The sequence below is a fragment of the Aeromonas sp. QDB62 genome, from assembly GCF_027705695.1.
Taxonomy (GTDB): Bacteria; Pseudomonadota; Gammaproteobacteria; order Enterobacterales; family Aeromonadaceae; genus Aeromonas; species Aeromonas allosaccharophila.
Genome location: NZ_JAPDCD010000018.1, coordinates 39,239 through 65,060 on the forward strand (window position 1 = coordinate 39,239; position 25,822 = coordinate 65,060).

The 25,822-nt window shown below is 58.3% G+C and carries 20 protein-coding genes; 10 read left to right on the top strand and 10 right to left on the bottom strand.

Annotated elements, in window-relative coordinates:
* Nucleotides 1–36 precede the first annotated feature (36 nt).
* The 5 genes from OKC27_RS10780 to OKC27_RS10800 form a co-directional block, all read right to left on the bottom strand.
* Nucleotides 37–1,068 (bottom strand): ABC transporter ATP-binding protein, encoded by a 1,032-nt coding sequence (locus OKC27_RS10780; RefSeq protein WP_270806241.1) that lies wholly within the window; start codon nucleotides 1,066–1,068, stop codon nucleotides 37–39.
* Nucleotides 1,065–2,060, bottom strand: coding sequence for an ABC transporter ATP-binding protein (locus tag OKC27_RS10785; protein ID WP_270806242.1), 996 nt, complete (start codon nucleotides 2,058–2,060; stop codon nucleotides 1,065–1,067). Before OKC27_RS10785 ends, OKC27_RS10780 begins: the two co-directional genes overlap by 4 nt.
* Before the next feature lie 31 nt (nucleotides 2,061–2,091).
* Nucleotides 2,092–3,909 carry an extracellular solute-binding protein gene (locus OKC27_RS10790; RefSeq protein ID WP_182938936.1) on the bottom strand — a complete coding sequence of 606 codons (1,818 nt, stop codon included), beginning with the start codon at nucleotides 3,907–3,909 and terminating at the stop codon, nucleotides 2,092–2,094.
* Nucleotides 3,910–4,059: 150 nt separating this feature from the next.
* The gene (locus tag OKC27_RS10795) at nucleotides 4,060–5,103 is read right to left on the bottom strand and encodes an ABC transporter permease (protein ID WP_182938937.1); all 1,044 of its coding nucleotides are present in this window, start codon (nucleotides 5,101–5,103) and stop codon (nucleotides 4,060–4,062) included.
* Between the two features lie 109 nt (nucleotides 5,104–5,212).
* Nucleotides 5,213–6,238, bottom strand: coding sequence for an ABC transporter permease subunit (locus OKC27_RS10800; protein ID WP_182938938.1), 1,026 nt, complete (start codon nucleotides 6,236–6,238; stop codon nucleotides 5,213–5,215).
* A gap of 739 nt (nucleotides 6,239–6,977) precedes the next feature.
* Here OKC27_RS10800 and OKC27_RS10805 point away from each other — a divergent pair.
* The 8 genes from OKC27_RS10805 to OKC27_RS10840 all read left to right on the top strand — a co-directional run bounded on the left by OKC27_RS10805 (nucleotide 6,978) and on the right by OKC27_RS10840 (nucleotide 16,203).
* Complete coding sequence (locus tag OKC27_RS10805; protein ID WP_042656689.1) at nucleotides 6,978–9,611, top strand: TonB-dependent receptor; 2,634 nt, start codon at nucleotides 6,978–6,980, stop codon at nucleotides 9,609–9,611.
* Nucleotides 9,612–9,719: 108 nt separating this feature from the next.
* Entirely contained in the window at nucleotides 9,720–10,484 is a 765-nt protein-coding gene (locus tag OKC27_RS10810; RefSeq protein ID WP_042656690.1) for a DUF3450 domain-containing protein, read from the top strand.
* Nucleotides 10,481–11,854, top strand: coding sequence for a MotA/TolQ/ExbB proton channel family protein (locus OKC27_RS10815; RefSeq protein WP_005338937.1), 1,374 nt, complete (start codon nucleotides 10,481–10,483; stop codon nucleotides 11,852–11,854). Before OKC27_RS10810 ends, OKC27_RS10815 begins: the two co-directional genes overlap by 4 nt.
* A gap of 10 nt (nucleotides 11,855–11,864) precedes the next feature.
* Nucleotides 11,865–12,392 carry a MotA/TolQ/ExbB proton channel family protein gene (locus OKC27_RS10820; protein ID WP_005338936.1) on the top strand — a complete coding sequence of 176 codons (528 nt, stop codon included), beginning with the start codon at nucleotides 11,865–11,867 and terminating at the stop codon, nucleotides 12,390–12,392.
* Between the two features lie 67 nt (nucleotides 12,393–12,459).
* Nucleotides 12,460–12,867 carry an ExbD/TolR family protein gene (locus OKC27_RS10825; protein ID WP_005338933.1) on the top strand — a complete coding sequence of 136 codons (408 nt, stop codon included), beginning with the start codon at nucleotides 12,460–12,462 and terminating at the stop codon, nucleotides 12,865–12,867.
* A 16-nt stretch (nucleotides 12,868–12,883) separates the two neighbouring features.
* The gene (locus OKC27_RS10830; protein ID WP_042656692.1) at nucleotides 12,884–13,519 is read left to right on the top strand and encodes an energy transducer TonB; all 636 of its coding nucleotides are present in this window, start codon (nucleotides 12,884–12,886) and stop codon (nucleotides 13,517–13,519) included.
* An 11-nt stretch (nucleotides 13,520–13,530) separates the two neighbouring features.
* Nucleotides 13,531–14,772, top strand: a complete 1,242-nt coding sequence (locus OKC27_RS10835) for a tetratricopeptide repeat protein (RefSeq protein ID WP_182938939.1) — start codon at nucleotides 13,531–13,533, stop codon at nucleotides 14,770–14,772.
* A 510-nt stretch (nucleotides 14,773–15,282) separates the two neighbouring features.
* Entirely contained in the window at nucleotides 15,283–16,203 is a 921-nt protein-coding gene (locus OKC27_RS10840; RefSeq protein ID WP_042656694.1) for a L,D-transpeptidase family protein, read from the top strand.
* 91 nt (nucleotides 16,204–16,294) lie between these two features.
* Here OKC27_RS10840 and sppA read toward each other — a convergent pair whose 3' ends face one another.
* Nucleotides 16,295–18,139 carry a signal peptide peptidase SppA gene (gene sppA / locus OKC27_RS10845; protein ID WP_182938940.1) on the bottom strand — a complete coding sequence of 615 codons (1,845 nt, stop codon included), beginning with the start codon at nucleotides 18,137–18,139 and terminating at the stop codon, nucleotides 16,295–16,297.
* A 318-nt stretch (nucleotides 18,140–18,457) separates the two neighbouring features.
* Here sppA and OKC27_RS10850 point away from each other — a divergent pair, with 318 nt between their 5' ends.
* Both OKC27_RS10850 and OKC27_RS10855 read left to right on the top strand, forming a co-directional pair.
* Nucleotides 18,458–20,485 carry an NADPH-dependent 2,4-dienoyl-CoA reductase gene (locus OKC27_RS10850; protein ID WP_182938941.1) on the top strand — a complete coding sequence of 676 codons (2,028 nt, stop codon included), beginning with the start codon at nucleotides 18,458–18,460 and terminating at the stop codon, nucleotides 20,483–20,485.
* Between the two features lie 114 nt (nucleotides 20,486–20,599).
* Nucleotides 20,600–21,148 carry an NAD(P)H nitroreductase gene (locus tag OKC27_RS10855; protein WP_042060031.1) on the top strand — a complete coding sequence of 183 codons (549 nt, stop codon included), beginning with the start codon at nucleotides 20,600–20,602 and terminating at the stop codon, nucleotides 21,146–21,148.
* A 380-nt stretch (nucleotides 21,149–21,528) separates the two neighbouring features.
* Here OKC27_RS10855 and OKC27_RS10860 read toward each other — a convergent pair whose 3' ends face one another.
* From OKC27_RS10860 to OKC27_RS10875, 4 genes are all read right to left on the bottom strand, one after another.
* Nucleotides 21,529–22,083: a sugar O-acetyltransferase gene (locus OKC27_RS10860; protein WP_182938942.1), complete on the bottom strand. Its 555-nt coding sequence runs from the start codon at nucleotides 22,081–22,083 to the stop codon at nucleotides 21,529–21,531.
* A gap of 66 nt (nucleotides 22,084–22,149) precedes the next feature.
* Complete coding sequence (locus tag OKC27_RS10865) at nucleotides 22,150–23,127, bottom strand: D-2-hydroxyacid dehydrogenase family protein (protein ID WP_234601234.1); 978 nt, start codon at nucleotides 23,125–23,127, stop codon at nucleotides 22,150–22,152.
* Between the two features lie 201 nt (nucleotides 23,128–23,328).
* Nucleotides 23,329–24,207: a 50S ribosomal protein L11 methyltransferase gene (prmA, locus tag OKC27_RS10870; RefSeq protein ID WP_182938944.1), complete on the bottom strand. Its 879-nt coding sequence runs from the start codon at nucleotides 24,205–24,207 to the stop codon at nucleotides 23,329–23,331.
* 537 nt (nucleotides 24,208–24,744) lie between these two features.
* A complete protein-coding gene (locus OKC27_RS10875; protein ID WP_182938945.1) occupies nucleotides 24,745–25,761 on the bottom strand; it encodes a zinc-binding alcohol dehydrogenase family protein in 1,017 nt (338 codons plus the stop codon).
* Nucleotides 25,762–25,822 lie beyond the last annotated feature (61 nt).

Sequence of the window (25,822 nt, forward strand, 5' to 3'; positions counted from 1 at the left end):
CTCGTCTGTTTCTACCCTAGTGTTGGTTCGCTGCGCCTAGCTCGCCTGTTCCAGCCTGCTGTCACCGCTCATGGCATTGCCACTGATGGCGTGACCACCGACGGCGAGCGGGGTGTGACAGGCCACCTGATGATGGGACTCATCACACGCCTCAAGCTTGGGCGCCTTGCTTTTGCACAACTCGGTCGCATGGGGGCAGCGCTGGTGGAAGTGGCAGCCGCTTGGCGGCGAGATGGGGGAGGGCACATCTCCGGTCAGCAGAATGCGCTGGCTGCGCCTGCGCGGGTCCGGTACCGGAATGGCAGAGATCAGCGCCTGGGTATAGGGATGGCGCGGCGCCAGATAGAGCGACTGGGCATCCGCCAGCTCGACGATCCGTCCCAGATACATCACCGCGATCCGATCCGAGATGTGTTTGACCACCGACAGATCGTGGGCGATGAAGATGATGGAGAGGTTCATCTCCCGCTGCAGGCTGAGCAGCAGGTTGACGATCTGCGACTGCACCGAGACATCGAGGGCCGAGACCGCCTCGTCGCACACCAGCAGCTTGGGCTTGAGGGCGATGGCGCGGGCGATGCCGATCCGCTGGCGCTGACCGCCGGAAAACTCGTGGGGGTAGCGATCCACCGCGCTGCCCGGCAGGCCCACTTTTGCCAGCAACTCCTGTACCCAGGCGCGCCGCTGTTCGGTGTTGCCTTTACCGTGGATGATGAAGGGTTCTTCCAAAATCTGGCCCACGGTGTGGCGGCTGTTGAGAGATTCTGCAGGATCCTGAAACACCATCTGCATCTCCTGGCGCAGGGATCGCATCTCCTTCGGGCTGAGGGCGGTGATGTCGCGCCCCTCGAAGGTGATGGTGCCCGCGGTCGGCTCGAACAGCTTGAGCAGGCTGCGTCCGAGGGTGGACTTGCCGCAGCCCGACTCACCCACCAGCCCCAGCGTCTCCCCCTGTTTCAGGTCGAAGCTGATGCCATCCACCGCGTGGACCGTATATTGCTTGCGCAGGAAACCGCCTCCCAGCCGGAAGTGCTGTTTCAGGTCCCTGACCGATAACAGAGTGCTCATACGGTCAACTCCTTCCAGTAGTGACAGGCGACATGGTGGTGCGGATTGAGTTGCTCCACCGCCGGAATGGCGTTGACACAGAGATCGGTCGCGTGGGGGCAGCGGTTGGAGAAGCGGCAGCCAGCGGGCATCTCGTGCAAGGCTGGCACCTGTCCCTTGATGGTCTTGAGCAGGCTCTTGGGCTCATCCTCGAGGCGCGGGATCGAGCTCATCAAGCCGTGGGTATAGGGGTGACGGGGGTGGTCAAACAGCTCGAACACATCGGCCTGCTCTACCGCCCGCCCGGCGTACATCACCACCACTTCGTCGCACAGCTCTGCAACCACCCCCAGATCGTGGGTGATAAAGATGATGGCCATCCCGGTCTGGGCTTGCAGCTCTTTCATCAGTTCGAGGATCTGGGCCTGAATGGTGACATCCAGCGCCGTGGTCGGCTCGTCGCAGATAAGCAGGTCTGGCTCGCAGGAGAGCGCCATGGCGATCATCACCCGTTGGCGCATGCCGCCGGAGAGGTTGTGGGGATAGACCGCAAAGCGCTGGGCCGGTTCCGGGATCCCCACCTTCTGCAGCATGGCAATGGCCGCGGCTCTGCGCTGGGCCTTGTCATACTCGGGGCGATGGAGGCGAAACACCTCCATCAGCTGCTCCCCCACCGTCTGCACCGGGTTGAGGGCCGTCATCGGCTCCTGAAAGATCATCGAGATGCGGTTGCCGCGCACCTTGTACATCTGATCCGGCGCAAGCGACAGCAGCTCCTCCCCCTGAAAGCGAATGGAGCCGGCGACCACCTGACCGTGGGGTTTGGGCAGCAGCCCCATGATGGCGAGCGAGGTAACGCTCTTGCCACAGCCGGACTCGCCGACGATCCCAAGGGTCTGACCCGGGGCCACCTTGAAGCTGACCCCGTCGAGCACCTTGATCTTGCCGTCATCGACGGCGAACTCCACCTCGAGATCGCTGACCTCAAGGATGGGTGCCTGGGTGTTGGGCATAACTGCTGCTCCCTTCGCAATGGCCTGAATATCAATGACGTGCATAGGTCTTGTCGAGCAGGTTGATGGGCGCCAGCGCCTCCCCTGCCTCCTTGGCGTTGCGAGTCTCTTCCTTCACCTTGGGATCGAGCCAGAGCAGACCGCCACTACTGTGAGGATAACCGTCCATCGGCCAGTAGAGCAGATCCGGCGTGTTCTTGGTGGCAGGCACCTCCGGCAGCATCACATAACGCCAGCTGCTGGCCCGTACATAGTTGAGCTGCACCCCGGGCACGAAGATGGCGAGATCATAGATGCGCTGCTGGATTTGCTGGGAGAGCTTGGCCCGTTTGGCCATGTCGAATTCGACGTTGTAGGCATCGATCAGCGCGTCCAGCTCCTTGTCAGCCACGTTGAACAGGTTGTTGGTCTGCGGTTTGTTGGCGTTGGCGGAGTGGAAAAACTCCCAATATTGCGGATAGAGACCGCCGCCGCCCCAACCGAGCCAGGCTGCTTCGTGTTTTTTCTCCAGCATTACCTTGAAACCGGTGGCGCCATCCACCAGATTGAGCTCCAGATCCAGCCCCGCCTTCTTGGCCTCCTCTTTCAGCACGGTCAGGCGCTTGGAGTGCTCCTGACTGGTGTAGGTGAGTGCCAGCGTCAGCCGCTCCCCCTTCTCATTTTGCAGGATGCCGTCCGGCCCCGGCTTGTTGTAGCCGCCCTTGGCAAAGTACTCCCGCGCCTTGCCAATGTCATAAGCCCGCTCCGGCAGCGTGATGTCAGTGAACTCGCCAAAGCCCGAGTCAAAGGTGGTGGCTCTGTCGTAATCGCCGCGCAGCACGGTCTCGATCATCTTGTCTATGTTGAAGGCGTGCTGGATGCCGAGGCGCACGTTTACGTCCGCCAGCTTGGGGTTGGCCACATTGAGGTGAACCCCCTGACCGCCCTGTTTGGTATCGGTCATGGCCATCACCTTCTGCACGTACCCCTTCTTGTACTCCGGGGTGACCGCTTTCTCATGCCACCAGTTGGGCAGGATCATCTCGAAGGTATCGATCTCCCCTTTCAGGAAGTGGCGGAAGGCGATGTTGTGGTCGCGGATCACCTGCACCTTGATGTTGTCGATGTTGAATCTGTGCTGGTTGTAGCGATCATCCTTTGCCCACCAATCCTTCTGCTTGCTGAAGGTGACCGACTTGCCCTTCTTGACGTCGCTGATCACGTAGGGACCTGTGGTGGGCACCACGGCCCAGTTGTACTGCTTCACCCAGTTGGGGGTCAGCTTGTAGTAGTGCTTGGGCTGGGGCCACAGCTCGGTGGTGTTGAGCAGATCCATCTTGGCCTTGCGGTTGCCTGCTTTGACCAGAATGGTGTGTTCATCGATCTTCTCTACCGCTACCACTTCAGTGGTGTAGTAGTTGTTGAACCAGGGCCCCTTGATGTGTTTGGAACGCATCATCTCGTAGCCGAAGGTGTAGTCGTCGGCATTGACCGGCTTGCCATCCGACCATTTGGCGCGGGGATCCAGCTTGAAGTAGACGGTCTGGCTGTCTGGCGCGATGGCCCAGTGGGTCGCCAGCGAGGGGATGGGGTTGCCGGTATTGGGGTGAAAGCTGATGAGCCGCAACTGGTTATCGAGAATAAAGGAGCGGAACGATCCGTTGGAGTCAGGCCCCACGGTGCGGAACGTCAGCGGAAAGCTGTCGACAAACATATTGAGGCTGCCACCGGGCAGCGCCTTGGGGGAGGCGAACATGGGGTCGGTGTCGTTGGTCTCCCATTTGAGATCCGCGGGCAGGGTGGCTGCCCAGACCCAGGATCCGTTTACCAGCACAAAGAGAGCACCTATCCATTTGATTTTATTTTTCATGTTTGACTTCCAGGTCTGGCCCCTGCACTGGGGGTCTTGATTGATAACGGGATTATCCCTTGCTCCCGGGACCGCCGATGGGGCGGCCCGTCCTTCATTAATGACTCTTCGTTACTTGGCAAATGCCGATGCGAGTTGGCACCGGCTGGCTTATTGGTAACGGGTAAATTTGCGCGGATCGAATGCCTCGCGGATCGCCTCGCCGATAAAGGAGACCATGATCAGCACCAGACTCACCGCCGCCACCACGGAGCTGACGATCCAGATGGCATCCAGATTGTTGATGCCCTGGGAGAGCAGCTCCCCCCAGCTCGGGGTCGGCGGAGCCAGCCCGAAGCCCAGATAGTCGAGCGCCGTCAGGGTCGAGATATTGCCCACCACGGCGAATGGCGCCAGAGTGACGATCATCATCATGGTATTGGGCAGGATGTGGTTGAAGATGATTCGCCCGGTGGTGGCCCCTTGCGCCCGTGCCGCCATCACATAGTCACGCGCCCGCTCCTTGTAGGTGAGGGTGCGCATATACCAGGTGATCCCCATCCAGCCGAACAGCACGTTGATGCCGACAAACAGGCCGAAGTTGGGCTTGGCCAGCGATACCAGGATCATGATGACGTAGAGAAACGGCACCTGGGACCAGATCTCGATAAAGCGTTGCAGGATGAGGTCAAAGCGGCCGCCGAGAAAGCCCATCAGGCAGCCGATGGTGACCCCGATAGCGTAACTGGCCGCCAGCGCGATAAAGGCAAAGCCGATGGCGATGCGAAAGCCGTAAACCAGCCGCGCCAGCACGTCGCGGCCGCTGGTGTCGGTGCCAAGGAAGTGGCGTTCAGCCGCGCTGGGAGCGTAGGGCGGGTAGGCATCCTCCTTGAAATCCTGCTCGTAGGGGTTCCAGGGCACAGGCGGCAGCAGCACCCAGTCGCCCTGACCCTCTGCGGCAAACTTGGCCTTGAGCTGGCGGTAGTTGGTCTCGTACTCGTAATCGAGCCCGAACTGCTGGCCGGGGATCACATCGCCATAGGTGGGGAAGTGCAGCTGGCCCTGATAGCTCACCATCAGCGCCCGGCTGTTGACCAGCAGCTCCGCCAGCAGGGAGAGCAGCACCAGGGTGGTGAAGATGATGAAGGAGTAGTAACCGCGCTTGATCGACTTGAAGCGCTTGAGTTTTTTCAAGGTAACCGGATTGAGCTTCATGGTCAGTCTCCAAACCGCACGCGGGGGTCAACAGAAGGTGCAACGCAGATATCGGAGACGATAGGACGTGATGTCAGCATCGGCATGGCAAGAGGGGTCTGGTTCATGGTCACTCTCCAAACCGCACGCGAGGGTCAACGAGGGCAACACAGATATCGGAGACGATATTGCCAATCAGCATCAGCATCGAGGTGATGGCCAGAATGCCCATGACGGTGGGGTAATCCCGCTCGACGATCGCCTCGTAACCGAGCAGGCCGATACCGTCGATGTTGAAGATGGTCTCGATGAGGAAGGAGCCGCCGAAGAAGACGGTGAGCACGGACCCCAGGTGACTGGCGATGGGGATCAGGCTGTTGCGCATAGCGTGGTCGGTGACCGCCTTGCGAAACGGCAACCCCTTGGCCACAGCGGTACGCACATAATCGGCCGACAGGTTCTCCATCAGGCTGTTCTTCATGGTCATGGTGAGGATGGCGAAATCACCGATGGCGTAGGCGATAAGCGGCAGCAGGGCATGGGCGAAGACAGTGCGGATCTGATCCCAACTGCTCTCCATGTACTCAAAGTCGTCCCCCGGAAAACCGCCCATCGGCAGCCACTCCAGATGGAAGGCGAATACGGTGATGAGGAAGATCCCCACCACGTAGGCGGGCAGGGCATAGGCCATGTAGATGAGCATGGAGCTTAACGAGTCGAAGCGGCTGTTGTGCCTGAGGGCCTTGGCCACCCCGAGCGGGATGGAAACGGCATAACTGAGCAGAAAGGTCGCCAGCCCGAAGAAGGTGGTGACGGGGAGCCGATCCTTGATGAGGTCCCACACCGGCTCGTAGTAGCGGGTCGATTCGCCCAGATCCAGCACCGCCAGCTTCTGCAGCCACTCCCAGTAGGCGACCAGCATCGGCTTGTCGAGGCCATAGAAGGCCTTGAGTTCCTCGATCTGTTCATCGGAGAGGGCCTGCGCCCCCTTGCTGCCGCTGGAGCGGCCAGATTCATTCTGGGAAACCTGGGCTTGCAGCAGCATGCGTTCGACCGGCCCGCCCGGCACGAAACGGGTGATGGTGAAGACGAGCAGGGTGATACCGAGAAACGTCGGGATGATCAAAAGCATCCGGCGTAGGAAATACGACAGCATGGTGGAACCTCGTCCTTGTTGTTCTTTTTTGCGGCCAGTCAAATCCGGTGACGGGCCTGTCCTTCCTGGCATTACGCGCTGGATTGGTTGCCAAACAGCAGACAATCCGCTTGGCCACTGTAAAAGCTCTGCAACAAAAATCAAGTACAAGGAAATGGAAAACTGGGACAAATGACCCGCTGAGACCAAAAGCATCGAAAAATGACGTTTTTTATCTGAAAAGTGAAAATCAAAACAAAACGCTACTGCTCAACATTATTTTAAAAAATATAAACAGCTGTTTGTTTGAGTTTTTGGTGTTTTTAAGTTGTTGATTAATAATGTTTTTGTTTGGGCAGTGAAATTGAAGGAAAACGATATCATCTCGACGATTTTAACTGTTATCCCCATGGAAGCGGTCAGGTTCAACCCTCATGAAGTTAGTGTTTTATTCTTATTAAGGCCGATAAATCAAAATAAGATATAAACCGACAGCACGTTAACTAATAAGTTCATCAAATTTTAATTCAGCGCCATTTACGCCATTTAACAATGTTTTTACATTGTGTGGGTTGTTTTTGGCAGAATTATTCACTAATTATTCCGGTCAAAATTAATACACTCCGCTTATTCTACGCCTGACCTTGCCACACCCCTGCTCCATTGACGTCGCTAGTCAAAGATTGATAAGCCTTACACATCGCTCCAAAGAGGGCGGTATCAGGAAGCAAACAATAAACAACCAGGAAGGATATAAGCGATGCTTAGGAAGAGCAGAATCTCTGCTGCGATTGCGTTCGCCTTGGCGAGCCTTGCGGCGGCCCCATCCGTATCTGCCGAAGAAGGGCAGAACGTCGAAAAACTTCAGAAAATCAAAGTCACTGGCTCCCGTATCTCTCGTGTTGAAGTTGAGACCGCGCAACCTGTACAGGTGATGAGCAAGGCCGATATCGAACGAAGTGGTTTAACGTCTGTTGGCGATATTCTGCAGCGCATTCCTGCTATTTCTGGTCAGGCGCAAAGTACATCTGTGAACAACGGTGGCAATGGTACCGTTACCGTAAACCTTCGAGGTTTGGGCACTCAAAGAACGTTGGTGTTGGTGAATGGCAGAAGAATGGTCTATGGCGGGTCGGGCGCGAACTCATCGGTTGATCTGAATACTATTCCTGTTGCGATTATTGAGCGTGTTGAGATCCTTAAAAATGGAGCATCTTCCATTTATGGTGCTGATGCTGTGGGCGGTGTGGTGAACATTATCACCAAGACTGGATTTGATGGATTTGAGCTGAATGGTCAAATTGGTCAAACCAGTAAGTCAGATGCAGAAGCGCACGATGTGAATATGGTCGCAGGTGGCTCAACTGATGTTTCCAACTATGTTTTCTCAGCGGGTCTCGTTGAAGAGAAAGAAGCGATGGCCGGAGCTCGCTCTTTTTCCAATGTCGATTATGAGCATGATGGTGCAGGAGGCCAGTATATTGGTGGTAGTAGTCGTGTTCCTTGGGGCTACTTCAAAACAAGTCAGGGGGTTCTGACAAAGGGGCCTGAAGGTAGCACTAACCTTCGGCCATATGATTCTGTCGCGGATGCCTACAATTATGCTCCGGAGAATTATTTAAAAACGCCAAGCAAGCGTTGGTACACTTCTTTCTTCGGAGATCGTTCTCTGGGGCAATTGGGTGTACTGGGCGAAACAAGATTTTTCTCTGAGGCATCATATTTAAATCGTCAGTCAGATTATTTGTTGGCCGCGACCCCCTTGGCTTCTGGCACTGATGGTTTGAATCCAATCTCGAAAGATAATGCATTCAATACAACTGGTGAAGATATAGCTGATTGGCGGTATCGCACTATTGAAGCCGGTGGTCGAAATCGGATGTTTGACTCATCAACTAGCCGATTGGTATTAGGTTTTGATGGGCAACTTGAAAACTCCTGGACTTGGGATACCGCGTTTGTGTATGGCAAGACCAAAACCACCGAGTCTGAACAAAATGTATTCATGAAGGACCGCATTAATAATGCCATTGGTGCAACATCTGCGGATGGCAAGCAGTGCCTTGACTCCGGTGGAAAAGTGATTGCTGGTTGTGTGCCCTGGAACTTGTTTGGGGGTGGAGGCCTAAGTCAAGACGCGATCAAGTATGCGAGTTTTACCCGTAATGACAATGGTTCAAATGAGCAGCAGTCATTGGAGTTTAACTTGTCTGGTGATTTGCTCGAGTGGCAAGCAGGCACTATCGGATTTGCTACCGGCTATCAGGTACGCAAGGAAAGTGGTGAAACTAATCCAGATGCATTGGTATCCCTGGGTAATGCAACTGGTAATGCAGAAACCGCCACCAAGGGGAGCTATGATGTTAACTCTTTGTATGGCGAGTTGATCGTTCCACTGTTGTCAGATAAGCCTTTTGTAGAGTCCTTGGAAGCGAGTGTCTCTTCACGCTATGATAATTACAGCTCATTTGGTGACAATATCGCAATGGGTTATAGCATTACCTATCGTCCATATAGTGACCTGATGTTGCGTGGTACTTATTCTGATGTGTTCAGAGCGCCGACAATCTCTGATCTGTATAGCGGTAAATCACAGAGCTTTGATCCATTAACTGATCCTACAGGGCAAGATGATGACCCGCAAAAACCAGTTTACTACGGTGGTAATAGCGAGCTAAAACCAGAGCAAGGATATAGTACCTCTTTGGGGGCTGTATATTCCCCTTCGTATATAGAAAATGCATCTCTGACAGTCGATCTCTGGTCGGTTAAACTGGATGACGTCATTGATGTTGTTAATCCTCAGTATATGTTGGATCAGTGTTTTTCTAGTGGCCAGTTCTGCGACAAGATAGATCGCGCGCCAGATGGAAAAATAATGGGGATCGATGCCACCTATGCAAATTTGAATTCGTTGGAAACCAATGGCGTAGATTTTAATGTTAAATATGCCTACGACTTCGATTTTGCAATGCTTGCCGCTAACTGGGAAAACTCATATTTAAAGAAATATGAGGTGACTCAGCCAAATGGTGAAACACTGGATTATGCGGGCACGTTTGTGAGCGACCAAATTGGCAATTATTCAAAGTGGCGCTCAACAATGTCACTGGATCTGTTTAATGAAAAAGTGGGAGGGAGTTGGTCTGCTCGTTATATTAAAGGTGTTACTTATACGGCAGATGACATAGATTTTAATGTCCCTAGTATGGTTTACCATGATTTGAATGCGCGTTATCAGGTGACTAAAGCCTTGCGTTTGACCACCGGGATTAATAACGTGTTTGACAAAACACCACCACTTATCTTGAATGCGCTGTCAGCGAATACAGATACCGTTACTTATGATGTGCTCGGTAGAACTTATTACCTGAGAGCGAACTACAAGTTCTAATCAACCCCGTTGATATACAACCTCAGCCGGCCCGGTCGGGCCGGCTGTGCCCAACGTCCAAGGAAGTTACGGAGATAGGGTAATCCTATGAAGACAAGGACCATTACAATGAAGAAAGCGCTCCTTGGCAGCCTGGTTTCGGCCGCCTTGTTGACCAGCTTCAATCTGAGTGCCGCCACTGCCGGTCAGGCTGTGGACGCTCAAGCCGCCACCAATAATGCATCCAAAGTTTCCCAGCAGAAGATCGACAGCTATGCCGAATCTGCCGAATCCGCACTGGCCCAGTACAAGGCCGCCCTGCGCCAGGTCGACAGTCTGCGCACCTACAACGAGCAGGTGAGCAAGATGGTCGAGTCCCAGAGCGCCGAGCTGGCGTCGATGCAAAAGCAGATCGCCCAGATTGATCAGACCAGCACCGAAGTGGTGCCCCTGATGCTCAAGATGATCGACTCCCTCGAACAATTTGTGTCACTGGATCTGCCGTTCCAGAAGGTCGAGCGCGAGGACCGCGTAGCGGCCCTGACCGACCTGATGAACCGGGCCGATGTCACCATCTCCGAGAAATACCGCAAGATCCTGGAGGCTTACCAGATCGAGGAGGGCTTCAGCCGCACCATCGAATCCTACAAGGCGAGCCTGGACAAGGATGGCAGCGAGAAGACCTACGAGTTCCTGCGGGTTGGCCGTATCGCGTTGCTTTACCAGTCCCCGGATGGCAATGAGACCGGCATGTGGAACAAGAAGACCCGTCAGTGGGAAGAGTTGCCCCAGGAGTATCGCAGTGCGGTTGAACAGGGCCTTCGCATCGCCAAGAAGCAGGCGCCTCCTGCGCTGATCAAGCTGCCGGTTCAAACTGCGGAGAAAGCATCATGAAAGGAATCAAACTTGCTATTGCCTCCCTGATTGCGGGAGCAACCCTGGTCACCCTGCCGGTGACCGCCGCCGAAAAACCGGTGGATCTCAATGCGCTGCTGAACCAGGTCAAGGCCTCCAGCCTAAGCGAATCCCAACTCAACAAGGAGCGGGAAGCCCGCTTCCTGGCTGACAAGAACGAGCAGGGGGCGCTGCTGGCCAAGGCCAAGGCCGAGCTGGCAGCCGAAACCGCCAAGGGCGAGCAGCTCAAGGCGACCTTTGATGCCAACGACAAGCAGTTGACCGAACTGACCGAAACCCTGCGCCAGCGTTCTGGCAACATGGGCGAGATGTTTGGTGTGCTGCGTCAGTTCGCCGGTGAGTTCAAGGGGATCTTCAACGCCTCTGCTCGTCGGGTCGAGCATCCGGAGCAATCCGCCCTGTTGACCCGTCTGGCCGAGAGTAAAGAGCTCCCCTCCAGCGACGATCTGGAAGCGTTCTGGACCACCACCCTCAGCCGCATGGTGGACGGTGGCAAGGTGAGCCAGATCCCGGCGACCGTGGTCTACGGTGAGGGCAACCAGGCCGAGAAGACCGTCACCCAGATCGGCGAGTTCAACACTGTCTCCGAAGGCAAGTACCTCACCTTTGTGCCGGAGACCGGTAAATTCGAGCAGCTCTCCCGTCAACCGGAGAAGAGCGTGCTGGCTCCCATCGCCGAGTTTGAACAGGGCGGTGACGGGGTCAAGCCCATCTTTATCGACCCGTCTCGTGGCGTGATCCTCTCCCTGCTGGTGCAGTCACCGACCCTCAAGGAGCGTATCGATCAGGGTGGTTCCGTGGGTTATGTGATCCTGGCATTGGGGGTCATCGGTACCCTGCTGGCCATCTTCTGCGGTATCCGGCTGTCGCTGATCGGATCGTCCATGCGCAAGCAGCTGAAATCCGATCAGATCATCAAGGGCAACCCCATTGGTGACATGCTGGGGGCCTACCAGAACCATCGCGGTGACAACATCGAGGATCTGGAGTCCAAGCTCGACGAGATCATCCTGCGCAACGTGCCCAAGTTCGAGAAGGGCATCAGCCTCATCAAGCTGATCGCCTCCGTCGCGCCGCTGCTGGGCCTGCTCGGCACCGTAGTGGGGATGATTGCCACCTTCCAGGCCATCACATTGTTCGGTACCGGCGATCCCAAGCTGATGGCAGGCGGTATCTCCGAGGCGCTGGTGACCACCATGCAGGGTCTGGTCGTCGCGGTGCCCATGCTGTTCCTCTACACCATTGTGCAAACCCAGAGCCGTCGTCTGATCCAGGTGCTGGAAGAGCAGAGCGCCGGTTTCGTCGCCCGTTATCAGGAACGTCTGCACGCCTCCAAAGCCGCAGCGTAAGGAGTCACCCATGTGGTTCTGGTTGATTGAAGAAGTCGAGTCGGTCCGCCGGTTTTTGGGATTGGGGGGCGATGTACTGGTCGCCCTGTTCTTCCTGACCCTGATGATGTGGGCCCTGTTGCTGGAGCGCTGGTTCTACTTCATGGCGGTCTACCCCAAGCAGGTGAAGCAGACCAAGGCCACCTGGCTGGCCCGCACCGATCATCTCTCCTGGTCTGCCAAGCAGATCCGGCGCGAGCTGGTCTCACGGGTTGCCATGGCGGTGGACAAGGGGATGCCGGTCATCAAGGTGCTGATCGCTCTCTGCCCGTTGATGGGGCTGCTCGGTACCGTGGTGGGGATGGTGCAGGTGTTTGATACCCTGGCCATCACCGGCACAGGTTCGCCGCGGGCGATGGCATCGGGGATCTCCAAAGCAACGGTACCGACCATGGCGGGCATGATTGCCGCCCTTTCCGGCCTGTTTTTTGTCAACCAGCTCGATCACAAGGCCAAACTGGCGGTGCAAAAGCTGGAAGACAACCTGAAACACGGTTGATGCAGGATGCATACCCCCGGCGAGGCATGGCCTGCCGGGGGCACAGAACAAGCAAGGAGTTTCTGCTATGAGAAAACGTTACAGCGACAGCGGTGCTGACGAGGCGGCTATCGATTTGACCCCCATGCTGGACATAGTGTTCATCATGCTGATCTTCTTCATCGTCACCACCTCCTTCGTCAAGGAGTCCGGTGTCGAGATCAACCGTCCCAGTGCCAGCACGGCCGAGACGGTGAAGAAGGGCAATATCATGGTCGCGGTGCGCGAAAACGGTCAGGTCTGGGTCGACAAGCGGGTGGTCGAGGTGGGGGCGGTACGCGCCAACATCGAGCGGCTGCGGGCCGAAAACCCGGAGAGCGCCGTGGTGATCCAGGCCGATAACGAATCCCGTTCCGGTCTGGTGGTGCAGGTCATGGATCAGATCCGCATGGCCGGTGTCCAGAACATCTCCATCGCGGCAGACAAGAGCAGCTGATGCCGGAGAGAGACCTATGAGATACCTGATATCGTTGGCGGTCTCCTGTGTGGTGGTGTTCTTTCTGTTTCTGGGAATGAACAAGCTGATCACACCGGATCACCGGGAGCTGGTGGAGAAGGATGACGTCACCATGACCGATTTCATCCGCCTCAAGCCCCAGGAGACCCTGCAAGAGAAACAGCGGGAGCTGCCCAAACCGCCGCCGCCCAAGCGTCCGCCGCCTCCTCCCGAGATGGAAGTGGCCAGCACGGATCGGCCGAAGATGGATAGCGCGCCGATGGACATGCCCAAGCTCGACATCCCGGTCAACATCGGTGGTGGCAATGCGCTCGGTGCCTACAGCACCGGCGGTGGTGGTGGCGGCGTCGGTGGCAACAACGGTGCCATTCCGCTGGCAACCTTCGAGCCCATGATGCCCCGCAAGGCGGCACTGGCAGGTCTGGCTTCCGGCAAGGTATTGGTGGAGTTCACCGTCACCGAGCGCGGCACCGTCAGCAACGTGCGGATCGTCAAGGAAGAGCCGCGCAGCTATGACCTCGGCAAAGAGGCGCGCAAAACCATCGCCAAGTGGACGTTCAAACCGGCCATGGTGGATGGCAAGCCGCAGGCGAGCCGTATGCAGCAAGAGATCGAGTTTGCGGTCAACTAAGGAAGGTGGCGATGAACAAGTTACACAAGATGATCCTCGCCCCGGTCGCCATGGCGGTGCTGCTCAGCACCGCCAGTTGGGCTGCCGAGCAGCCGACCCTGTCGGATCGGGCCTATCGGGCGGTCAACAAGGCGCAGGAGCTGATCACCGAGAAGAAATACAGCGAGGCAAATGCCAAGTTGCAAGATGCGCTCTCTGGCGCGGGCGAGCGGGTCTACGACAAGGGGGTCATCTTGCAGACCCTCGGTTTCGTGGCCGCCCAGCAGGAGAAATACGGTCAGGCGACCAAGTACTTTGCCGATGCCATCGCGACAGGCGGTCTGCCGCCACCGGTGGCCCAGCAGGTGCGCTACAACCTGGCCCAGCTCTACATGGCAGAGGGCAATTATCAAGGCTCGATCAAGACCATGAAGGAGTGGTTTGCCAACCAGGGCAAGGATGACAAGCCCAACTCCCATGCCTATATCACCCTGGCCAACGCCCACGTGCAGCTCAAGCAGTACCGTGACGCGATCCCGGCGGTGGATCAGGCGATCAAGCTCTCGGCAGGTAAAGCGCCGGAGTCCTGGTATCTGCTGAAGATGGGCGCTCACTACGAGCTGAAACAGTACAAACCGGCGACCGAGGTACTGACCTCTCTGGTCAACATGTTCCCGGAGAAGAAGAAGTACTGGACCCAGCTGTCGGCCATGCATATGCAGGCGGGGAATGATGGCAAGGCACTGGCGGCGCTGGAGTCGGCCTACAACCTTGGCATGCTGACCGAGGCAGCCGAGCTGCAGCGTCTCGCCAACTACCTCGCCTTCAGCGGCATTCCCCATCGCGCCGCACGGGTGATGGAGAAGGGGATGAAGGAGGGGGTGATTGAGCAGAGCGCCAGCAACTACAAGACCCTGGCGAACTACTGGCATCAGGCCAAGGAGCTGGATCCGGCCATCGACACCCTGGCCAAGTCCTATCAGCTGGCCCCGAGCGCCGAATTGCAGTTGAAAATGGCGCGCATGATGATCCAGAGCAAACGCTATCAGGATCTGGTGGCGCTGGCCGCCAAACCGGCGGCCAATGCCAATGGTGAGCAGCGTGCGGATCTCAAGTTCCTGACCGGGGTCGCCTATTTTGAGCAACAAAAGCCGAAGGAGGCCCTCAACGCCTTCACCCAGGCGGCTCAGAATGGCAACGTCAGCGGTCGGGCATCCCCTTGGATCAGCTTCCTCAAGGAGCAGAGTGGCGCGGGGGAGGCAACCGTCCAGTAATGCCAATGACAACTACCTGTAGTCCCTTTTATGGTTGCCTGGTGGCTCCATTAACCGCTCTTCGGAGCGGTTTTTTTATGGCGGCAGCCAGCACCTGCTGGTGGCCAATGCGCTGTTTCATCCCTTTCACGGCAATAAAGTGCCACTGCCTGCATTGGCTTATCTCCCCGAATGTGACAAACGTTTTAGCCACCGCGGCAACCGTGACACCAGGTGGCGCAGCGAGTGGTTGACGGGTAAGCGGGGGGGCCTGCTCGCTGGGCACCAGTACCGTTCATCTTTCTCTCAGCTGCGACTTGCTAGGGTGGCTTTTGCTCTGTTGAGAAGCGTCACACCGAAAACGGCCACTTTTAACAAGAAAAGCAACATATCGAAGTTGAAATTTTGGCCGACTCAGGAAAGAATGCGCGCTCGGTTATTGGCGCCGTGGTGCAGGTTGACCCGCCACCGGCAGACCGAGGATAAGACGGCCTCCGGCCCATTTGGTACAGGAAACCACACAGGAATTTTATGAATCCCCTTCGCACTGCCGCTTCGGCCCTTTTATGCACATTTGCGCTGGTCAGCCAGCAGGCTGCCGCCGTCGAGTACCGTCTGCCTGCGGCCAACAGCCGCCTGATCGGTGAAAACCAGCAATACGTGGTGCCTGCGGACAACCGTCCGCTGGAGCAGATCGCCTCCGACTTCCAGCTGGGTCTGACCAACATCATGGAAGCCAACCCGGGTGTTGATCCCTATCTGCCTAAGGCGGGTAGCACCCTGATCATCCCCCACCAGCTGATCCTGCCCAACGCGCCGCGCGAAGGGATCGTCATCAACGTCGCCGAGATGCGTCTCTACTACTACCCGAAAGGGAAGAACGTGGTGGAAGTGCTGCCCATCGGCATCGGCCAACTGGGGGTCAACACCCCGGAGAACTGGATCACCAAGGTAGAGCGCAAGCGCGCCAACCCGACCTGGACCCCGACCGAGAACATCCGTCGCCGCTATGCCGCCCAGGGCAAGACCCTGCCTGCAGTATGGCCAGCCGGCCCGGATAACCCCATGGGTCTGCACGCCCTCTACATCGGCAACCTCTATGCCATCCACGGCACCAACGCCACCTTCGGTATCGGTCTGCGGGTGAGCAGCGGTTGTGTGCGTCTGCGCGCCGACGACATCAAGTATCTGTTCGACAACGTGCCGGTCGGCACCCGTGTCCAGTTCGTCAACCAGCCGGTCAAGACCACGGTCGAGCCGGATGGCGGTCGCTACATGGAAGTACACGAGCCGCTGTCGCGCAACGAAGAGGAGTTCAACTCCACCGCTTCCGTGCCGCTTCCGATGACCCCGGCCATTACCCGCTTCATCGCTCACGCCGAGTCTGACTCCAACGTGGTCAAGCAGGTACTGGAACAGCGTACCGGTATGCCGACCCGCCTCAATCCCTGATTGAGCAAGTTGGCGGTGCCGCTGGCACTCGTAGGATAAAGAAAACGGCGACCATCTGGTCGCCGTTTTTTATGAGGCATTCGCCGCTTGCTTACTGCACGCAAACCGGGCAGAAGGCGTAGGTGCCTTGCGGATCATTGAAGCGGGTGAGCGGGTCGAGGCTGCGGTTCACTTCCACCAGCGCCTTGCCAAATCCCGCTGGCAACCAGCTTTGCAACTGCGGAGCCAGCACTTGGGCGCTGCTGTCGAACAGCTGGCGCAGGAACTTGTCTTTGGCTGACTCCTCCTGCTCGATGGGGGTCACCTGCCACTCCTTGAGGTTGGCCAGTTCGGCTGCGGCCTTGATGGCGTCATCCAGATTGCCGAACTCGTCCACCAGACCCAGGGTCTTGGCGTCTTCGCCGGTCCAGACCCGGCCTTCGGCCGCTTTCTCGGCCTCTTCCGGGCTCAGGCCGCGGCCCTTGCTGACCAGACCGATGAAGCGCTGATAGGTATCTTCCACGCTCAACTGGATCGCCTGACCGACGTGATCCGGCAGGGCGCGGGTCGGGCCTACGCCGACGTAATCTGTGGTGCCGACCCCGTCGGTGTGTACCCCGAACTGGGCCAGTGCCTTGTCGATGGTGGCGAACATGCCGAACACCCCGATGGAGCCGGTGAGAGTGGTCGGGAAGGCAAAAATCTTGTCCGCATCGGCGGAGATCCAGTAGCCACCGGAGGCGGCATAGCTGCCCATGGAAACCACCACCGGCTTGCCTGCTTGTTTCAGGGCCAGCAGCTCGGCGCGGATCTGCTCAGCGGCAAAGGCGCTGCCGCCCGGGCTGTCGACCCGCAAGACCACGGCTTTAACCTTGTCATCGCGGCGGGCATCGGCCAGCAGATCGGAGAGGGTATCACCGCCTATGGTACCGGCAGGCTGCACGCCATCCATGATGGCGCCGCTGGCGACCACCAAACCCACCTCATCCTTGCCGCTCTGGGGATATTGTTCCGGGATGGCTGCCAGATACTCTTTCAGGCCGACCCCTTTCCAGCCGTGATCGTCCGCTTCACCGACCTCTTTAATGACCGCCTGGGTCATCTCGTCGCGGGTAGCCAGCTGATCCACCAGACCGTTGTCGAGGGCGTAGTTGGCGGCATTGCCACCGGCTTTGCGCAGCAGCTCGAGGAAGCGCTCTTTGCCCGGTGCGACCGCATCGGGTTCGATCTCCCGCTGTTCGGCGACATCCGCCACATAGGATTGCCACAGCTGATCTAGCCAGCGCTGGTTTGCCTCCTTGCTCTCGGGGGACATCTCGTCGCGGGTATAGGGCTCGACGAAGGATTTGTAGGTGCCGACCTTGAACACGTGCGGGGTGATGTTGAGCTTCTCCAGTGCCGACTTGAAGTAGGTCTGGTAGACACCAAGCCCCTCGATCACCACGGCGCCACTCTGGTTGAGCAGCACGTGATCGGCGTGGGCCGCCAGCAGGTACTGGCCCTGGCTATAGAAGTCGGCCATGGCGATCACCGGTTTGCCGCTCTCCCGGAAGGAGTCGATGGCGCGCGCCACCTCCTGCAGTTTGCTGAAGTTGGCCCCCTGCAGCCCTTGCGGCTTGATCACCAGCGCCTTGATGCGCTCGTCATCCTTGGCACTCTTGATGGCCCACAGCAGGTCGGAGAGAACGATCTCGCTCGGTTGCTCGTCGCTGCTGTCCATCTGGCGCAGCAGTTGTACGGTGGGATCGGTCTGGGAGCGTTGCTCCACCAGCACCCCGTTGAGATTGAGGGTCAGCGCCCCTTCGATGGGAGCCTGAGGGGCCTCTTTCTGGCTGACGCTGAAGACGATGACCAGCACTACGATGAGAAACAGCAGATTGACCAGCATCAGCCGGGTGAAATTGAGCAGGCGCCACAGGCTGCGGAACAACCAACCCAGACCTTTGAAAATAGACATAGTCGCGTTATCGCCCTGTTAATGGGTAAAGAAGGGTCATTATTAACCAGTTGCGGGCGAAATTGCCATTTCCCACTGGCGGATCCCGCCTATCTTCGTTCAGGGCACGGCTGTTCGCTGAAAATTTGTCCAAACATTTGTTTGAAAAAGGATTTTCGATTCTTTACTCTAGCCTCAGTTTGATAACAAAAAATTAACTGGAGGCATCGTGAGCCGCTATCCGACCCTGCTGACCCCGCTCGACCTTGGCTTTACCCAGCTGCGCAACCGGGTGTTGGGCGTTGTTCCATGCACCCAGGCCTTAAAGAGGAAGGCATCATGAGTCGCTATCCCCATCTGCTGACGCCCCTTGACCTCGGTTTTACCCAGCTGCGCAACCGGGTGTTGATGGGCTCCATGCACACTGGCCTCGAAGAGGAGAAGGGCGGTTTTGACAAGCTGGCTGCCTTCTATGCCGAGCGGGCCCGCGGTGGTGTTGGCCTTATCGTCACCGGCGGTATCGCCCCCAATCTGCGCGGTCGGCTGGTGCCTCACGGCTCCCAGCTGAGCTTTCCATGGCAGGTGAGCAAGCACAAGAAGGTGACCAGCGCCGTGCATCAGGAGGGGGGCAAAATAGCGCTGCAGATCCTCCATGCCGGTCGCTACGCCTACCATCCCTTCAGTCTGGCGCCGAGCGCCCTCAAGGCGCCCATCTCCCCGTTCAAGCCGCGCGCTATGAGCGAGCGGCAGATCCGCGGCACCATTCGCGACTTCGCGGCCACTGCCGCGTTGGCAAAGGCGGCCGGTTATGACGGCGTCGAGGTGATGGGCTCGGAAGGCTATCTCATCAACCAGTTCATCTGCGAGCGCACCAACAAGCGCACCGATGGCTGGGGCGGCAGCAGCGAAAACCGGATGCGCTTCCCGGTGGAAATTGTTCGCGCCATCCGCGAGCGGGTCGGCACCGACTTCATCATTATCTTCCGCCTCTCCATGCTCGATCTGGTGGAGCAGGGCTCGACCCTGGAAGAGGTGATTGCGCTAGGCAAAGCGCTGGAAGCGGTGGGGGTGACCCTGATCAACACTGGCATCGGCTGGCACGAGGCGCGTATTCCCACCATCGCCACCAGCGTGCCGCGCGGCGCCTTCAGCTGGGTCACTGCCGAGCTGAAAAAGCATCTCACCGTGCCGCTTATCACCACCAACCGGATCAACACCCCGGAGGTGGCCGAGCGCATTCTGGTGGGCGGCGAGGCGGATATGGTCTCCATGGCGCGCCCCTTCCTGGCGGATCCCGAATTTGTCATCAAGGCGGCCGAGAATCGGGCGGACGAGATCAACACCTGCATCGCCTGCAACCAGGCTTGCCTTGACCATGTCTTCAAGCAGAAGCGGGCCTCCTGTCTGGTCAATCCCCGCGCCTGTTTCGAGACCGAGCTGACCTTTGGCCGCGTGCCACAGCCCAAGAAGCTGGCGGTTGTGGGGGCAGGCCCGGCCGGGCTGGCGTTTGCCTGCTACGCCGCCGAGCGCGGCCATCAGGTGAGCCTGTTCGATCAGGCGAGCGAAATCGGCGGCCAGTTCAATTTCGCCAAGCAGATCCCCGGCAAGGAGGAGTTTCACGAGACCCTGCGCTATTTCGCCAAGCGGTTGGAGAAGTGCGGCGTCGAGCTTTACCTTGGTCAGCGCCAGAGTGCCGAGAGCCTGCTCGGCGGCGGTTTTGACGAGGTGATCCTCGCCACCGGTATCCGTCCGCGCACCCCCAATATTCCGGGGATCGAGCATCCCAAGGTATTGAACTACCTCGATGTATTGCGGGATCACAAGCCGGTCGGTGATAAGGTGGCGGTGATCGGCGCTGGCGGTATCGGCTTCGATGTGGCCGAATTCCTTGTGGAGAAAAGGGTTGAGACAGATGCCGGGAGCCACCGTGATCACTGGCTCAAGGAGTGGGGCATTGACAAGCAACTCGGCGAGCGTGGCGGCCTCACGACTCCTGAAATCGACGCCCCCGAGCGCCAGATCTGGCTGCTCCAGCGCAAGGAGAGCAAGGTGGGTGACGGCCTTGGCAAGACCACCGGCTGGATCCACCGTACCGTGCTCAAGAACCGCAAGGTGCAGATGCTCTCCGGGGTGCAATATCTGGGGATCGATGACGAGGGCTTGCACATTCAGGTGGGCGGGACCAAGCAGTGTCTGCCGGTGGATCAGGTGATAGTCTGCGCCGGGCAGGAGCCCCTCAAGGAGCTGCAGGCCGGGTTGCAGGCGGTAGGCAAGCCGGTGCACATCATCGGCGGTGCCGACGTGGCTGCCGAGCTGGATGCCAAGCGGGCCATCCGCCAGGGGGCCGAGCTGGCTGCGGTTATCTAGCCAGCTGTGCCATCCTGCCCTTTATAGTGCGATAAACCCCTGAGCCTCAGGGGTTTTCTTCATTCGGTGCTGTGCTAAGGTAGCGCCATCATTGCCCCAGAGAAGGAATTGCCCATGGATGCCCTCACCCTGTTGCTCAACCGCCACTCCTGTGGCCGCCTGACCACACCCGCACCGAGTGGTGAGGTGCTCGACAATATCCTCAAGGCGGGCCTGCGCGCGCCGGATCACGGCACCCTGACTCCCTGGCAATTCATTCTGTTTGAAGGGGAGGGGCGCGAGCGGTTGGGCAAGCTGTTGGCCGAGGCTGCCCGTGCTCGTGGCGAGGATGACGATAGCGTCAAGAAGTGCAGCGAAGCGCCGCTGCGGGCGCCCTTGGTCGTGGCGGTGGCAACCCGTTATCAGGAGCACCCCAAGGTGCCGAAACTGGAGCAGGAGCTCTCCGCCGGTTGCGCCCTGATGGCAATGCAGATGGCGGCGCAGGCGCAGGGCTTCAACGGCATCTGGCGCTCCGGCTGGTTTATCTTCGATGCGCAGATCAACAAGGGACTGGGATTGGCGGCGGAAGATCAGCTGGTGGGCTTCCTCTACCTCGGCACCCCCATGCTGGAAGCGCGCAAACTGCGCGAACTGCCGCGCGATGAGTTTGTCCGCCGTTTCTGACACTTCGGTCACGTTGCGCTAGAAAAAAGTAAAGCCTCGAGAAATCGGGGCTTTTTTGTTTAACCGTGAATAGTAACCAGAGTGGTTGGGGAAAATAAATGGGTCAAAGAGGCTTCGCGTGCCATAGCAGGTAATTATTTAAATAGTGCGATGTACCTCGCAATCCTGTTGTATTTCACTATGTAAAACGTTTGCGCATTCGATAATATCTCCCTGCCAGTTTAGAAGGGCACTCCTTCTAATTTTTCTGCGATGAGAGTCGCAATTCCGTAGCACCTTTTAACAGCCCAACGTCTTCGTGACATTGGGCTTTATTTTTTATGAGGTGTCGGGGCGGCGGTGAGCTGATGGCGGCATCGGCTCACCGCCCGGTGGCTACCTTATGCCCTGTTTTTGGCGGGCAGGATCCGGGCCGGGTTGCCGACTACCCGGGCACCGGCCGGTACATCTTTGGTGACTACAGCACCCGCGCCGACGATCGCCTCTCGCCCTATGGTGACACCGGGCAGCAAGATGGCGCCGCCCCCAATCCAGACCTTATCTTCAATGGTGACCGGCAGCGCCGTCTCTGTTCCCTGAATCCGTTCGTCGGCCTCCAGTGCATGGGCTGCGGTATAGATCTGCACATTTGGCCCAATCATCACGTTGGCGCCGATGCGGATGGGGGCATTATCCAGCAGGGTCGCCCCCATATTGATGTAGGAGTCCTTGCCTAGGTGGATGTGGCGGCCATAGGTACAGTAGAGGGGCGGGCAGATAAAGGCGTTCTCTGCCAGTTCGCCAACCAGCTCCGCCAGCTGTGTCCGCTGCTCTGCGTCCTCTTCCGCCTGATTGAAACGGCGGTAGCGCCGTGCCGCCTCCAAGCGCAACTGGGCCAACTCGGGGGCCATGCAGTTGTACGGTTGGCTGCTGATCATCTTCTGGTATTCGCTCATGGAGGTTCCTTTCCTTCATCTGTCATGGGATTGGATATTGGCGCCAATACGGCAGGAGGAACGTGATCATCCACCCGATACGGGCAGAACCAGATTGGCAGGTCTGCCTTCGGCAAAGGCCAGAACATTCTCGAACGCCACGCGAAAGTAGAGTTCGTAGCTGTTTTGCTCCACATAGCCGAGATGAGGTGTCGCCAATACGTTGGGCAGGCGCAGCAGGGGCTCGTTTTGTGGCGTTGCCGGTTCGATGTCAAACACATCGATCGCGGCCCGTTTCCCAGGATGGTTGCATAGCTCCGCATAGAGGGCGCCCGGCTCGATAAGTTCGGCCCGGCTGGTATTGACCAGCAGAGAGTCACCTTTCATGCGGGTCAGATCTGCGCGGGTAACAGCGCCGCGGGTTGTCTCGCTCAGGCGCAGATGCAGTGTGAGGATATCGGCTTGACTGAAGAACGCCTCCTTGCCAGAGGCGCTGGCATAGCCATCCAGCTCGGCCTGCCTTCGCGAAGCCTCACTGCCCCATATCAGTACCGACATGCCAAATGCCTTGCCATAGCGGGCGATCCGCTGGCCTATCTTGCCGTAGCCCCAGATGCCGAGTGTCAGGCCATGCAGAGTGCGTCCCAAACCGAGGCTGCCGGATTGCTGCCATTGACCTTGGCCCAGCGCTTGGCTGTAAGCCGGAATATGGCGGGAGGCGGCCATGATGAGCGCCCAGCAGAGCTCGGCGGGGGCAATGGGGCTGCCTACGCCTTCTGCCACGGCAACGCCGTACCGCTGGCACAGTGCCGGGTCGATATGCTGGCTGATTTTGCCGGTCTGGCTGATGAGTTTAAGGGTGGGAAGCCGCATCAGCAGTTGTTCGTCGATGCGGGTACGCTCGCGGATCAGCACCAGTGCTTCCACATCTGCCAGCTTGGCTGCAAGTCGCGCCGGATCCGGTTCGCTCTGGTTGAGGATGATAACGTCATGAGCTGCAAGCAGCGCAAAGCAGGGGAGGTGGCGCACCTGATCCTGATAGTCATCCAGAATGGCAATCCGCATAAGAAGTCCCTCTCGGTTGCGTTGGCTCGGATCGCTATCTTACCGGAATAAAGGCGAGTGTTGTTTTCAAACGAACACAATCAGAAGGGAGGGCGATCATGCCCATGTCCACGGACCTGGAAGAGTTCGACAGGCCAAAACAATCAGGGCCCCCGAATGGGAGCCCTGATGGCATGAGGTTGGCGTCTATGTTGCCCGCGCTTAGCCGTGCTTGCGGCCGGAGAGGCGGCACCACTCTTCCTTGACGGCGGTCGGGTCCATCTCGAACCACTGGCCGTAGATGGTTTCCAGCTCCGGCGCCTGGCTCTCCAGCACGCCGGAGAGGGCCATCAGGCTGCCCGCTTTGCCGTGGCCGGCTATAAGTGGCGCCAGTTCGCGCAGCGGGCCGGCCAGGATGTTGGCGACCACCACGTCCGCTTCGACATCTTGCGGCTGGTCGGCCGGCAGGTAGAGTTCGATCTGGCCCGCAACCCCGTTACGCTCGGCGTTGTCGCGGCTGGCCTGGATGGCTTGCGGGTCGATGTCGATGCCGATGACGCGGGCGGCGCCCAGCTTCAGGGCGGCGATGCCGAGAATGCCGGAGCCACAACCAAAGTCGACCACGGTTTTACCGGTCAGATCCAGTCCGTCCAGCCACTGCAGGCAGAGGGCGGTGGTGGGGTGGGTACCGGTACCGAAGGCCAGACCCGGATCCAGCATGACGTTGACCGCATCGGGGTTCGGCACATCGCGCCAGCTCGGGCAGATCCAGAGGCGCTCGCCAAACTGCATGGGGTGGAAGTGATCCATCCACTCGCGCACCCAGTCCTTGTCTTCCAGCTGCTCGACCTTGTAGCCGACGTTTTCGCCGAAAATCTGCTGGAAGAAGGCGATGGTGGGGGCCGGATCGGTTTCGGCATCGAACAGACCCATCACTTCGGTCTCGCCCCAGAGCGGGGTTTCACCGGGCATGGGTTCATAGACGGGCACATCCTTGGCATCCATAAAGGTCACGGCCTGGGCTCCACGCCCCAGCAGCATGTTGCTCACCTTGTCTGCGGTCTTGGCAGTGGCGTTGATTCGAATTTGTATCCAGGGCATGGCGTCGACTCTTCATAAATGTGAAACCGCGAGATTCTATCATCATGGGGCAGTGCTGTCGTGGTTTGCCCATGATGTGGGGGGATATGGGGGCTTTTGCCGGATTGGCACGGTTCCTGTATTGCTCTATGCAGGCGAAGACGATCGGTTTTCGCTGAACGCTTTGCTCAAGTTCCGTCATCTTTCACTGCCACCCTCGGGTGGCATTTTTTTATCTTTGTTTGTTGGCCTGGTAAACAGTCTGCCAGACAAAAAAAGAGCAAGGTCGGCACCTTGCTCAAGGACGGGCTGACGCCGTTTGGGCGCATTCATGCTGCTGTTGGCACGCCAGATGCAAAGACTAATATGTCCTGCATAAGGATATGTGTGTGATTGTTACCCCAATGTTCAGGTATTCAGGCCATTTCTCGCGAAATGGCCTCTTTTTTGGCTGATTGTCGGACGTTGGCCTGCCACTGGCTGACATGAGCGCCGCTGGTTGTGCCCGTTTGGGGCATCTCCTTGGTGAACTTATCCCATCATGGTGCGTTTGAGGGCTTAGTTGGCAAAGCCGCTCATGTCGATCACCAGCTTGCCTACCATGCGGCCCGCCTCCACCTCGGCATGGGCCTGAGCCAGCGTGACCGGGGTCAGCGAAGGGATGGTCCTGGTCAGGGTGGTCTGCAGTACCCCTTCATCGACCAGTGCCGCCACCCGGCCGAGCAGGCGGTGCTGCTCGATCATGTCCGGCGTCTGGAACAGGGAGCGGGTGAACATGAACTCCTGGCTGAAGGTGACACTCTTGCTCTTGAGCAGGGAGAGATCCCACGGCTCGCTCGATTCGGCGATGGTACAGATATGGCCAAACGGGCGGATCAGCCCGGCCATGGTGGCCCAGTGCTCGGCGGTGGCGTTGGTGCAGAAGATGGCATCGACCTGAGTGATGCCAAGGGCGGTCAGCTCCTCCTGCAACTTGTGGTGGTTCACGACCTGATGGGCGCCCATTTCGAGGCACCACTCACGGCTCTCTGGGCGGGATGCGGTCGCAATCACCTCCATGCCGGTGAGCTGGCGGGCCAGTTGGATGGCAATGGAGCCCACGCCACCGGCGCCGCCGATGATCAGCAGTTTGCCACGGCTCTCGCGGGTGAGGGCGAAGCGCTCGAACAGGGTCTCCCAGGCGGTGATGGCGGTGAGCGGCAGGGCGGCGGCCTCCACATCGCTCAAGCTGGTGGGGGCGATCGCGGCGATGCGCTCATCCACCAGTTGCAAGGCGCTGTTGCTGCCCGGACGGCTAATGTCGCCGGCATACCAGACCCGATCGCCCGCCTTGAACAGGGTCACTTCGCTGCCGGTGGCGATCACTTCTCCCACCGCATCCCAACCCAGTACCCGGGGTGAGCTTTCAATTTTGGCCTTGGGGGAGCGCACCTTGGTATCCACTGGATTGACGGAGGTAGCTGTGACCCGCACCAGCAGGTCCCGCGGGCCAGGGTTGGGGTCGGGCAGGTTGGCGGCGATAAAGCAGTCGGGGTGGTCGCTTGGCAGATAGTGAGTCAGGGCTATGGCTTTCATGGCTTTTCCTTTTAAATCGGTGTGTTCGGGATTGCCACTCACTCTAGTCTGGTTGATTATC